Source organism: Brasilonema octagenarum UFV-OR1, assembly GCF_963888615.1.
In the GTDB taxonomy this organism is placed as follows: domain Bacteria; phylum Cyanobacteriota; class Cyanobacteriia; order Cyanobacteriales; family Nostocaceae; genus Brasilonema; species Brasilonema sennae.
On the sequence record NZ_CAWPKW010000193.1, the window covers coordinates 1 to 13,371 of the forward strand.

Below are 13,371 nucleotides of genomic sequence, written 5' to 3' on the forward strand. Positions count from 1 at the left end.
CAAAGCGCACGCTAAGAGCGAACGCGCAGCGTGTCCCTTTGGGACTCAGCAATCCCAACAATCGTATTTTATGTTGACCTACTTAGCACGTTTAAAAAAGAGACCTTCTGGTAAGCATTCCCTAGCTGAGGTAGGGAATAAGAGCTAAATTGCACTTGTTTTCTCGTTAATTACTTCTCAAGGATTGAGTTGGTATAATAGTCCCTTTACCTCCCAACAGACGCGAGCAAACTTTTCCTTGAACATCATGTACGATAAAATCAGCGACTATACTACTTGCTGTTTTCGTCTTAATTTCACAAGAAACGTAAAAAGGCGTATTGCAGGGAACCCGCGTGTATTGCTCATATTTTTGCTGCCCTGCGGGTAAGCAGATTTCTTGATGAAAATGCTGCATCCAAATCCATAAAGGATGGGTACTCAGGTCAATTGAATAAGGATTAACCCACCCAATAGGAAATTGTCCTTGTTGTTGATCTGTAATTTCAGACCAAATACACTCAGCTGTGATTTTTTCAGGACTAATGTTTAAGACCTTTTTGAGTTCTTGAAAAGAGTCTCCATGAAACAATGGAAACAGAGATGTTGTTTTTGCTTGATAAAAATCTTTACCAGTAATCGTGATGATGTTATCTTCTTCAAGATTTAATGGTTCATAAGTAGGACTAGTAGGTAGTTCTTGCACTAGCCGAACTTGAGCAATACTGAAATGATAATTAGTTCTACCTTCTGGAGTTTTACTCCATATCTTTGCTTGAAAGATGATTTCTTGCGAATCAGTTTTAGAAACTTCTTGCAAGTCTAAAATATACTCACTTGCTAAGGTTTCATTAAAAGTAATTCCCTTCAAAACTTTGAAATCTGTGTTACTGAAAAATCTGTAACCTGGATACAGTTGTTCGCAAGCATCGACAATCCAGGATACCGCACAAGTCGCTGGCAAAACTGGTTTACCAGCAATGGTATGGTCGAGTAAAAATGGATTAGCTGCAAGTGATAGTTTGCGACGAATGCGGTAGGTTTGTAGTTCGGGGTTTAGTGGTGCAGGAGGCGGAATAAGAGGGCTACCAATGACAACTTGTGCTGTTTGGCGGTTAGCAGGATGCAGTTCGTTGACAAGCATTTGCGTTCCAACTTCAACAGGGATAATCTCAATACCACGTCGGGCAAACTCTTTTTTCAATTGTGGTGTCACCATACCACTATCCCAGCCACCCCAATTTATAGCCACAACATGACATTCGGGGTAACGTTGCTTGACGAGATGGGCTGATTTGTTGAGAATTTCGTTGGCGATCGCATAGTCCGTCTGACCAACATTTCCATAAAAACCTGTGACAGAAGAAAACAAAACCAAATACTCCAGTTCACTGGGTTTGATACAAGATAAAAGATTTTCCAAACCTTTAACTTTAGCTGTATAAACCTTCTCAAAATCCTGTTCTGTTTTCTTTTCAATCAATTTATCAGCTAAATTACCAGCACCGTGTATAATGCCATTAATCGATCCAGTACGCTCAGTAACAATCTTCAGTTTCTGTTTTAATTCCTCTCCATTCGTGACATCAACGCTCAAGTATTCAGCATGACCTCCTACTTGTTGAATCGCTTCTAAAGTCTGTTTTATTTCTCGATTAGAGATGACTTTGTTATAGAGCTTTTGTACATTTACAGGTATGGGCTTCTCTCCCAGTGAGAGAAGGTATTCCATAATGCGCTTTTTCAACACTGGTTCGTCAAAACAATCTTTAGCCCAATCTGGTTCTTTGTCTAGGAGTTCGGAACGACCTATGAGAATAAATTTGCAAGGGGAGTGTTGTGCTAATTTGATAGTGCACTTAGCTGTAATTCCTTTTGCGCCGCCACTTACGAGAAAAACTGATGTTGGACGGATCGTAGTGATTAGTGTCATAAATTACCCGTTTACTTTGTCGGATTGTTAGAAAAATGATTTTTAAACCTCTTGAAACCTTGGGATTAAGAGGCTAGTTCATAGCCGGATTTCTGACAATTGATTGAAAGAGAAAAACCTTGAATAACTGCAGGCTGGCTTGAAAAGTAAATGTTTTGTTGAAGATTGATGCGAGTATCTGGCGTTTCTTGAGGCGGTGTTTCTTGAGGCGGAGGCAAAGTTAGTGCTGCTACAATTAAAGCTAACACTATCATGATTCCTGCTATAATTGTGAGTAAATTATCATTTTTTTCCTGTTCCTGATGAGAATGAGGATAGACTAGTCGAATATCACCAAGGTCTCTTTCATCCGGATATAGTCTCATGAAGGAATAGTATGTTTTGTAACCCTTTGCTTCTATGGTTATTTCTCCTTCAAAAACATTGTGGTTATCAAATGGAACTTTAAAATGATAAATTCCTTCTAAGTCACTATAGACAACACAAGAATAACCGGACAAATTTATTAAGACTTTAGCTCCACTTATAGGAGCTTGTTTCTCTCTATCGAGAACGCGACCAAGATAATGAATTTCTTGATTATAGAGCATAGTTTTAGGTGAGAGGGAAAGAGGGAGAGAAGAAAAGAGGGAGAAAAGAAGAGAGGAAAAAAAGGAGAAAGAAAGAGAGGGAGAAAAAAGTTAATGCTCAATAACTTTTGTCCCACACTCCCACACTTGTTAATTCATCCCAACTTCCTCGTCTTTCCTCTCTGGTTAAATTTAGGGAGCACTAATCAAGGTGACTCTTTCATGTGAATTGTAAGCAACTTCGGTAATGTAACGATTGGGATCATGTAGCTCAGCAAAAATGTGCTGTGCTGACTGTTCTGCACCAATCTGAGGACTCAAGTCAATTGCTCGGCAAAACACCTGTTGCCATTCCCAGTTGAGAGTTTTAGTTAATCCAAATAAACCAGCACTGATGGGACCAAAGCTAACATTTTGTCCTAATCCAAAGGCTCCATCAAGACGAGTCACAGTGCAAAAACAATTACGTCCAGAATGTGTGGTTTCATTTAGGGATTTTTTCAGGTGTTTTGCTATGAGAAAAACGTGCTTAACAATTGCCTTTTCCTGTTCAAGATAAGGAATTTTGCCGTTGTAGATGACTTCAAATAAGGGATTGAGATGGATGAAGGCATCAATTGAACCATATTGAGTGGAAATGATGGCTAATTGTTGTTGCAGATGTTCCTCACTTAAATCAACAAGATTTACGCGATTGACTCCTGAGGGTAAAGGTGAGTGTTGTGGAACCAGCGATTGAGGAAAACTGAGAACAACGATTTTCCAGCCTTGTTCGGTGAGAAGTTGAGCCAATTTGGAAGTGGTGAGGGACCCATCATCGGTGAGTAAAGCGATGTGCCCCTCTGGTAAGGTGAAATCTAGAAAATCTGGTTGAGGCAGGATTTTCAGTTTGACTTGACGACGCAGAGGATTGTTGTTTGAGTTACCCGATGGGTTGGAGGACTTGTTCAGAGACTTTTTTTTTTCCGTACCAACTAACTTTTGCAGATACTCTACAATTTGACCAATAGTACGCAGTTCTCCCAGTTCTTCTACATTCGGTTTAGGCAAGTTGGGGTACATCTCCTGCATTGTCCCCAAGATTTCCACACGCTTAATGGAGTCAATCCCTAAGTCTGCCTCCATATCCATGTTCAAATCCAACATCTCTACTGGGTAACCTGTTTTTTCACTCGTGATTGCTAACAAGGTTTGACCGAGATCTGTTAAATCTGTGTCTGGTGCTTCTGCTTCTTCAGTAACTGAGACACTTTCGCTCACTAGGGTGGGAGAAGAGATGGGGAACTCAGGTGATAAGGTAATGAAAGAATTCTCAATCTCCACTTGCTCCTGTATTTTTGCATCCTCTTGTATAGAAATCGGAGTTTCTACAGCAATAGATGTCACCGCAACAGATGAAGAAGCAGTCTTTTGCAAACATTCGACAATTTGACCAATCGTGCGTAGTTCTCCCAGTTCTTCCACATTTGGTTTGGGCAAGTCTGGGTACATTTCCTGCATTGTTCCCAGAATTTCCACACGCTTGATGGAGTCAATCCCTAAATCTGCCTCCATATCCATGTTGATATCCAACATCTCTACTGGGTAACCTGTTTTGTCACTGATGATTGCCAACAGGTTTGTGCCCAAATCAGCTACATTTACACTGATATCAGAAGTCGTTGTAGAAGCATCTGTGGGAGCGCTTTCTGTCGCGACTGCTACAGTTTCGGTGATGACAGATGGGGCACCAGATGTAGAAGTATCTGTGGGGGCGGTTTCTGTTGTGACTGCTACAGTTTCGGTGATTACAGGTGAGGAGATGGGGAGGGGGACAACAGATGGGGCATCAGATGTAACGGATAAGTTATTTGTCGGACTTACTGAGAACTCATTCGTACTCACAAAATCCGTTGCTTTGTGTGTCTGCGTTTGAGTACCAATTTCTACAACTGAATGTAGCTGTGCTTCAGTTGCTGGTTTTTGATGAGTAGGAGGAACTGAACTGTCTTGTTTAATAGTTGTTGTATCTAAAGCAATCAGACGTTCACGTTTTTTATTTGCGGCTGTTGTTTCGTCAAGAAACACCACAGGTTGAGTTCTTGGCACCTCAGCATTGACAACCTGTGCATACTCTTGCTGTATGAGTTGCAAAAAGTTTGTGGTGTATTCTACCTGAGTGTTGAGATATTGCTCGTGAACGCGTAGAGTTTCACCTTGTTGAGCGTGAAACTGCATCATACCACGCTCTAAGCTTTCCATAAGAACTGCCTTAAGCTGTGCAGCTTCTTCTGAAGATTTGCTGTTGGCAAACAAAGAATTCTGCTGCTGCATCAGTTGGAAAAAGGTTTTGGCATATTCCATCTGATGGCTGAGGTACTGTCCGTGAACTTGTAAACTGTCGCTTTGATTTTGCTGAAATTGTGTCAGGACGTATTCTAAGCTTGCTAAAACTTGTTGGTAGCTCACGGGTTGATCTGGATTTTTTGGCATTTTCGGCTGTGGAATCGGTTGAGAGGAAGTGGGGGAGTGGAGGGAGTTGGGGGAGTTGGGGGAGTTGGGGGAGATGAGGAAGATTCCAGGTTCTGAATTTTGAATTGTTCCGTTCCCTTATCCTCAATCTTCTCGCTGACGGGAAGTAGGGATTTATTTGTGTGTCCGTTACTTTCTGCAACCGTTGGGGGAGTGGTGGTGATGGTGGTGAGTGTCGCGGAGAGTGATTTGGAGTCAATATGAGCGTTATTTTCAGATGTGTTTGCAGGTAATTTCACTTTGTGTCCATCCTGCAAAGCTTGCTCAAATGCCATTTTTGTTTTTTCTGACACGTAGTTGATGCCATTTAAACGCACGTTCAACCCTTTGCTTTTCTCGGTTGCGGGTATAAGTTGTGGTAGTTGGTAGGGGTCGAGGTTTTTCAAAGACAAACCAGCTACGCGTAATTGGACAACGGCTTCTCTTAGAGAGCGATCGCTATCTTTTTGGCTGCTGGGGTTTAAAGCGACGGTGAGGTGGGGGCGATCGCCTAAAATATCTTTCACCAAACCCGTGAGAATTTTCTTGGGACCAAATTCAACAAAGCAAGAACCACCACACGCATAAATATTTTCAATTTCCTGCTTAAACAGCACCGCATTAGAGATGTGAGTCTCTAGAATTCTAGAGACTTCTGCTGCTTCCTTGGGGTACTGCTTGCCTGTCACATTAGTGTAAACAGGTATTTTTGGATTTTGGAAACTGGTACTCTTGATAGCTTGGGCAAAGGCTTTCTGAGCAAAAGCAATCAGGGGTGTATGGAAGGCTGCTGATACAGGTAACAAAACGGCTGCATATCCTTGCTCTTGTAGAGTTTGCCGTATTTTTGCTATTTCCACTGCAGGTCCTGCTAACACCACTTGACGGGGAGAATTGAGATTAGCAATTGTCACCCGAGGGAAATGCTTGAGAACTGCTTCTACCTTGCCGACTTCTTCTTTGACAGCTAACATCGCTCCTGCATCATAATCAGGATCTTGGGGAGCCGCCATTGCTTGTCCCCTAGCTTTCACTAAGAAGCAGTAATCTTCCTCACTCAAAACACCCGCAGCCCACAATGCTGTGAGTTCTCCAAAGCTGTGTCCTGCAACGAAATCTGCCTTAAATCCAGCTTGTTGCAGTATTTTATATAGCCCTGCACTCAACATCCCAATTGCTGGTTGAGCATATTCTGTACGCTGTAATGCAACAATTTGGGTATTTTTTTCCACTTCCTCAAACACAGGACGGGGAAAAACGATTTCCGACACCGGCTGTAAATTATCTTTGAGCAAAAGGCTATCCATGTAGCCAAAAAGACGCCGCAGAATTGGGAAATTCATCACCAATTCTCGACCCATACCCAAGGATTGAGAACCTTGTCCAGAAAACAAAGCAACAACTTTTCCTGTCAACTCAAGACCAGAAGAACGGTAGTAAATTCCCTGGGGATGCTCCCAAGAGGAATCTGAGGTTCTGGTTTTCAGTAACTCAATACTGATTTGCAGCAATTTGCAAGCCTCAGCACAAGAAGCTGCAACAAATCCAACTCTGGCTGTATTAAGAGGAATGTCTTTTGATTTAGATTCCTCTACAAGCTCCACGTAATTTCTGTTACCATCTTGCGATTGCAATTTACCCAAAATCTGTTCACAGTTTGCTAATAACTGTGCAGGAGTTTGAGCAAACAGCAGCACCTCACCGGGAGTGTTGTGTATACGGTAAGCACGCTCTTGTTCAGCTTCGTATTCTTCCAAGACAACGTGATAGTTTGTACCACCAAAGCCAAAAGAACTGATACCCGCACGTCTTGGTGCTTCCCCTTCAGCACGAATCCAAGGTCTTGTTTCGGTATTTAGGTAAAACGCCGAATTTTGGATATTGAGTTTGGGGTTAGGTTCAGTAACGTTAATTGTTGGCGGTAGTATCTTGTGATGTAGCGCTAAAGCAGTTTTTATTAAGCTTGCAGCACCTGCAGCAGCTTTTGTGTGTCCGATTTGAGATTTCACACTACCAAGTGCAATGTACTGCTTGTGTGAGTTTTCCCCGAAAAATTCTCTCAGTGACCCAAATTCGGTGGGGTCACCAGCCATCGTACCTGTACCGTGCGCCTCCATTAAGGTGATGGTTTCAGGTGAAAAACCTGCATCATCGTAAGCACGCTGTAAGGCTTTGACTTGTCCTTCTTGTCGGGGAGCATAAATGCTTTTATACCGTCCATCGCTGGAGGTGCCAATTCCTTTAATGACAGCGTAAATTTTATCGTTGTCTCGTACAGCATCTTCTAAGCGCTTAAGGACAACCATACCGATACCTTCACCTAGCATCATCCCATCAGACTTAGCGTCGAAGGGTTTGACATTGTCGCTAGGAGAGACAGCAGGTGTTTTGCTGAAACACATATAAGCCATGATGGTGTTGTCAGTATCAACTCCACCAGTTAGCATCATGTCGCAGCGATGTTCTACGAGTTCACTAATTGCCATTTTTAGGGCAGCTAATGAACTGGCACAAGCAGCATCAACGACACAGTTTATTCCGCCTAAATTTAAACGGTTAGCAATTCTGCCAGCAACAACGTTACCTAACATCCCAGGGAAAGCATTCTCATCCCAGTTGACGTAAGCGCTTTTAATTTTCTTGATAATTTTTTGTGTATCCTCATCGGATAAGCCACTGCTTTTAAGCACCTTTTCCCACACGGGATACTCTAACCTGGCGGCAAGTGGTAATCCCAATTGGTTTCCTGCGACACCTAAAATAACCCCAATCGTCTCGCGATTAAACTCGCGGGATGTATTATAGCCAGCATCTTCCATTGCTTCTTTTGCAATGACTAAACTTAAGAGTTGCGCCACATCCGTCACTTCTAAGATGCTAGGAGGAATTCCAAATTCCATTGGGTTAAAATCAACGTCTGGGATAAATCCACCTCTTTTGCAGTAGGTTTTTTCCTCAGGTGTTCTAGGATTAGGATCATAGTATTCTTCTATATTCCAGTGTGTCGATGGAACGTCAGTAATACCGTCAACTTTATTAATAATATTTTGCCAGTACTCTCGTAAGTTTCGAGATTTTGCGAAAAGAGAAGCCATACCAACGATGGCTATAGGATTATCTTGTAATTTTCTATTAATTTTGTTAACGGACAAGGATTTATCAGACATCGTTTTTTTCTCCTCAATAGACTTATACACAGCCTTTTCAAAGTTATTGACCTGGGCTTCCAATTCCGCAAACGCAGTATCAATTGAATAAGCAGACATAGAACATAGACTAATTGTGAGTAGTGTGTTTTGTGTAACTACAGTGATTTATGTGGCGAGTCAAAAAAGGACTATTTCCTATTTTCAGCAGCTATTCTATCTGCAAACAGTAAAAGATTCAGTTCCAATCAACACCACATAACAATTCAAAATTCAAAATTCAAAGTATGCCTTACGGGCACGCTGCGCGTTCGCCTCTGGCGTGCGCTTTGCGCATACAAAATGAATGAAGAAAATCAGTGTTAGCAATTGGTCTAGCCCCTAGTTATATGCACTTCTTTTAGCGTGACAGCTTAAGAGATACAATCCCGGAGAGTTAATGCTCTTAGGCTTCTCGGAGATTTTGGCAGTATCACAGCAATTTTTCCTAAACATGCTATACAATGCCTGACTCCTGATGTTGTGGTAGTAGATCGATCACATTATTGAAACTTGTAAAATAGTCCTGTAGTGCGTTAGCTGCAGAACCCGTAAATTCGATCCATTCAGAAGGCAAGTGATTCTGAGGATTTTGAGAAATTGTTTCCGACTGAGACAATGTAAACTTGGGAGTAGCTATGAGGACAGAAACGCTTTTTTCTCCAGAGCTAGTTTGATGATTGAGTATAACTGCGGCAACGTAGCTGGTGTTAATAACAACGTTCTCTATCTTGATAAATCCCATGGCCAGTTTAAACGTTCAAGATAATATATTCTATGGAGTTTGACAAATCAAATTTGACAAATCCGTTACCGAAAAAACACCCCTCTCAATCCGAAGAAATGGAAAAGATGAAACATAAGTGCATGAGCACCACGTGATAGCAGGCAGAGCATTTTTTATGTTTCATTTTTCGTTAACTCAATACTTATTACCTGGAAGCATGATAATTAATAAAAAGACTAGCATAAACCAAAAAAAATGAATAGTTCGTTTTTAGCAATTTGAAAAATCCAATTGATTTTTTGCATACATAAAGTTTTTCAAACATCAAAAAGTATAGGTGCTTACTATTGTTTAGCGTTTTTTAAGTTATTTCTTAAGGTTTTTAGATAAAATTTGTTTTCAGGAAGCAATTACAGCGGTTTTCATATGAATAGACCTATCTGATAGACATTTGAGATATTGGTGAGCAGTCCGTTGCGGGGGTTCCCCCCGTTGTTCGCATGATTGCGTCTCCCTTTGGGAGAAGGAACTGCTCACCCTCCGGGTGAGCAATGCCCACCTTATAGAAAACCGTTGTAATGTATTTTTTTTTAATTCATGGGCGATTTAACAAATGCATACACTAACAGAATAGTTTGATAAGAACATGACAGTTCTTGTAATTTTTAGCTGCTCTTTTCAAAACAGGCATTCATCAGAAAATCCCACAAACCTTGGGATGAAAACCGCTGCAAGCGTTAAGCGTTCCCTATTTTCAAGCTAGGTTGGTTTGAAGTGAACCAAACCAACCCAACTTTATAGTTCAGATGATTCGGTTTTTGAAGCTGACTTACCAGTCCACTCTTGCCAGCGCATAATTCCGCGACTGATCAATTCTGGATTCTCACCTCCAATAAAACAGGTACGTGCCATCCTTTCACAACCAATCAGAATTTCACCGTGTCCCATAAATGGGGCAATGACAAAATTATTTGGATTTGTATACATATTTAGTAAGTAAGCAACTATTCCCTCCACTCCTTCTATATGAATTGGTATCTGTGGCTTGGATATTGATTGGCGCGAAAAAAGACCTACATACAAATTGTTAAGGACTAATTCGTATTGAAATGGCATAGATGTGCGACTGCAAAAATTATAAATGTTACCCTCGGAGCGTAGCACAGCGACAATTCTAGCTTCATTTATTAAGTAATCATGATTCCAACTCGGGGAAAGAGTCGCAATGGCTAGAGCCGCATTACCAGGAAGCAGGTTTGTAAATTGTTTACCAGCAGTATCTCCACAATAAACGAGATGCTGTTGATTGAGTATCCATTCGTCACCAACATTAACCCAAGGCTTACCTTGCCCAACTGTTGCTTTTCCTGCTTGATGCTCCTCAACTAAAGATTTCGCTTTCTTTGCAGCCAACTTAGCTTCTCTCTTTGCCATAGCAATTTTAAAGGCTTGCAACTGTAACTCTTGTTGCCTAAGTCGCGATTGTGCCGCTATTTTAGCTTGCTGTTGGGCTTCTTGCTTATCTTTTTTAGCCTGAGCTAACTCCAAACTTTGTTCTGCTTGTTCTGCTAAAGTACGTTCTTTAGTCCCCGCTCTAGCTATCCTGAGCAGTTCCGTTTTTATATCAGCGATGGGCGTACCTTTGATTTTCTCTTTGACTTCTTGGTGAATATCTTTGGCTATCTGCTTATCGTGCTGCAAGCTACGCTCGCTGTATCCAATTTCTTTGGCAAACTCTAAATTCGTTTTGGCAGGTGGTGAAATCATTTCACGACCTTTGAGGGTATGTTGGTTATCCCCTGCTTTGGCGATGAGTCCGAGTCTGTCCAAAATTTTCTGGCGTTCCAATAGCATTTCTGCTCGCTCTAGAGGTTTTAACTCATTGCGGATAAAGTTCTCGTCAATCTCCGCCAAACGCGCTTGATCAGCATCTTCGTAATCAACAATATTACACTCGATTTTTTCTAAACCAAGGAGCCGACAAGCTGTCAGACGGTGTAGCCCAGCAATCAAGTTCAGTTTTCGGTCTACTGTGATCGGGTTCAATAGACCATTAGCCTGAATTGATTCTTTCAACTCCTCAACTTTGTCGCCGTTGATTGGACGGCGGTTATGACCTATTTTAATTTGGTCTATGGGTACTGACTTTATAGGCATAATTACTGCTCTTTAGTGTTGTCAGCGAAAACACTAACAATAAGATATCGCTAGTTTATTTAATCAGTACTATCAAAAACAGAAATTTCATAAGAACTTTGATAAAAATGTTTTATGTCTGTCCACTGTGCTGATAGTCATATAAAGAATAAAGTATAAATTGGATGGTGAATCGTAAATTTCACGGATTGCTCCAAAACACGGAAGAAAGCTGTTGAACAAATTAATATTTTTGAATGAGACCGCCACGCTCCGCTCGCGGCGCTACGCGTTTTGGATTTTTGAGAATGATATCTGTATATTCATTCTTACTTCATTTTTAAACCTTTGTCTTTTATCATGATTGATTGCTCTTAGTAGGCTAGGCTTAAAATTACGGAAGTTAATCGCCATAAGAAAGTTCCCTATTTTAGCATTTGAGTTTTATGCTTGTGCGCGAAAGGCAGAAGCTACAGTAATTTTCAGGTATATAGACTACGTTTTAAACACAGAGGAAGTGAGAGAGTGAGAAAGGGATAGATATAGTGAAATCAATTGAAAAACGTTCTCAGATTTTTCTTATGTTTGTATTTTTGACAACAATCTTTTCTCTACACTCTGTTCTCTAAAACTTTAACAGAGTAAAAAAAATGCGATGAAATATATAAATTTTCTGTTGACAATATAAAAGTTTTTTGCGAGTATGGAAGACAGGTTTTTGTAAATTAGATATAACGTCGCTTCGTGTTACTTGAGACTGAGATCTCTCAAATACTATCTTTAGGTCTTTAAAGTCATTTATCCAATAGAAATATTGGATAAAATAGTGGATTTCGATGTAACAATACAATACATTTTACTACCGACATAGTTATTCTGGGTCGTTTTGTTCTAAGCAATTACGTAGAAGAGTTTATAAAAGTTATTAAGACTTTTCCAGTCAAAAATATCAGAGCTATGCAGGAAAAGTTCTCTTGAAAAATTTTCATATCTATTTACGGCAATCAATAGATGTAGGTATTTAGACTAATCTTCAACATGACACAATTGAGATGAAAGATGGCAACAGAAAAAGGAAGTCAGTTATACACCAAACCCACCTATCGGTGGCCAATTTTATTAGCAGCTCTTGTTGCTTCAGCAACGGGACTTGTATTATTTCATAATTTAGCAAGAAGATCCAACCTTCACACTCAGGCAGTAAAAGCGCCAAAGACGGCCCCAGCAAGGATTGTCAGAGTTGCTGTGACTGGGTTAGGACGTTTGCAGCCTCAAGGTGAAGTTACTAGATTGTTTGCTCCTAGCTCACTCTCTGGTGTCCGAGTTGAAAAAATGTTGGTCAAAGAAGGAGATGAGGTTCGCAGTGGACAGGTTGTGGCTTTATTAGAAAGTTATGCTCGCGCTAAAGCCGCTCTACAACAAGCTTCAGACAAAGTTCAAATTGCTCAAGCTCAACTGGCGCAAGTGAAAGCTGGAGCTAAAACAGGAGAGGTAGACGCTCAAAAAGCGGCGATCGCTCGCTTGGAATCACAATTAAAAGGAGATACGGCGACTAAGCGAGCGACAATTACTCGTTTGCAGGCTGAATTAGAAAATGCTCAAACCGAAAACAATCGATATCAGCAACTCTACAACCAAGGAGCCATTTCTGCTTCCACAGCAGACAGCAAGCGTTTGCAACAACAGACAGTGCAACAGCAACTGACAGCAGCTCAAGCAGATCTTAATAGCACTGTCAACACAATCAACGATCAGCTTAGGGAGGCAAAAGCCAAACTGGGGAGTATCAAAGAAGTACGTGTTGTCGATGTTAAATTGGCAGATGTTCAAGTCCAAAGCGCTATCACTGCCGTCCAACAAGCAAAAGCAGACTACGATTTAACGTATCTCAAATCTCCCATAGATGGAAGAATTTTGAAAGTTCACGCCAAAACAGGAGAAGTGAGCACTAATGAAGGGATTGTTGACATAGGCAAAACATCTCAAATGTATGTAGAGGCAGAAATTTATCAGACTGATATTAGCAAAGTCCGTATCGGTCAAAAAGCGACCATCACCAGCACTGCGTTCTCCAAAAAAATAAAAGGAACCGTAAGTGAAATTGGTTTGCAAGTTGACAGACAAAATATCCTCAGTGTCAATCCAGCAGCAGATACAGACCGCAGAATCATTCAGGTGAAAATCCGTATTGATGATCCAGCAGATAGTCAAAGAGTCGCAGGTTTAACCAATTTACAAGTGGATGTCGCCATTCACATTCAGTCAACAGTGAACAATCATCAGTGAACAGTGATAGCTGATAACTGGAACTGATTATTGCTAACTGATAACTGATATAGGAATCTGGTTTGA

5 protein-coding genes and 1 pseudogene are annotated in these 13,371 nt (G+C 40.9%); 1 reads left to right on the plus strand and 5 read right to left on the minus strand.

Annotated elements, in window-relative coordinates:
• Positions 1 to 166: 166 nt before the first annotated feature.
• The 5 genes and pseudogenes from AC5590_RS13625 to AC5590_RS13645 all read right to left on the minus strand — a co-directional run bounded on the left by AC5590_RS13625 (position 167) and on the right by AC5590_RS13645 (position 11,040).
• A complete protein-coding gene (locus tag AC5590_RS13625; RefSeq protein WP_169264187.1) occupies positions 167 to 1,912 on the minus strand; it encodes an SDR family NAD(P)-dependent oxidoreductase in 1,746 nt (581 codons plus the stop codon).
• A 65-nt stretch (positions 1,913 to 1,977) separates the two neighbouring features.
• Entirely contained in the window at positions 1,978 to 2,502 is a 525-nt protein-coding gene (locus AC5590_RS13630) for a hypothetical protein (protein ID WP_169264188.1), read from the minus strand.
• A 171-nt stretch (positions 2,503 to 2,673) separates the two neighbouring features.
• Positions 2,674 to 8,237: pseudogene (locus AC5590_RS13635) on the minus strand (beta-ketoacyl synthase N-terminal-like domain-containing protein).
• A 376-nt stretch (positions 8,238 to 8,613) separates the two neighbouring features.
• Positions 8,614 to 8,901 (minus strand): hypothetical protein, encoded by a 288-nt coding sequence (locus AC5590_RS13640; protein ID WP_169264189.1) that lies wholly within the window; start codon positions 8,899 to 8,901, stop codon positions 8,614 to 8,616.
• 777 nt (positions 8,902 to 9,678) lie between these two features.
• Positions 9,679 to 11,040 carry a ParB/RepB/Spo0J family partition protein gene (locus AC5590_RS13645; protein WP_169264190.1) on the minus strand — a complete coding sequence of 454 codons (1,362 nt, stop codon included), beginning with the start codon at positions 11,038 to 11,040 and terminating at the stop codon, positions 9,679 to 9,681.
• A 1,038-nt stretch (positions 11,041 to 12,078) separates the two neighbouring features.
• Between AC5590_RS13645 and AC5590_RS13650 the strand changes: the two genes are divergently transcribed.
• Positions 12,079 to 13,305 carry an ABC exporter membrane fusion protein gene (locus AC5590_RS13650; protein WP_169264191.1) on the plus strand — a complete coding sequence of 409 codons (1,227 nt, stop codon included), beginning with the start codon at positions 12,079 to 12,081 and terminating at the stop codon, positions 13,303 to 13,305.
• The last annotated feature ends 66 nt before the right edge of the window (positions 13,306 to 13,371 follow it).

What these genes read in the sequence shown, in the direction of transcription:
- AC5590_RS13640 (WP_169264189.1), bottom strand. Translation starts at nt 8,901, where the DNA reads ATGGGATTTATCAAGATAGAGAACGTTGTTATTAACACCAGCTACGTT.
- AC5590_RS13650 (WP_169264191.1), top strand. Translation starts at nt 12,079, where the DNA reads ATGGCAACAGAAAAAGGAAGTCAGTTATACACCAAACCCACCTATCGG.
- AC5590_RS13625 (WP_169264187.1), bottom strand. Translation starts at nt 1,912, where the DNA reads ATGACACTAATCACTACGATCCGTCCAACATCAGTTTTTCTCGTAAGT.
- AC5590_RS13645 (WP_169264190.1), bottom strand. Translation starts at nt 11,040, where the DNA reads ATGCCTATAAAGTCAGTACCCATAGACCAAATTAAAATAGGTCATAAC.
- AC5590_RS13630 (WP_169264188.1), bottom strand. Translation starts at nt 2,502, where the DNA reads ATGCTCTATAATCAAGAAATTCATTATCTTGGTCGCGTTCTCGATAGA.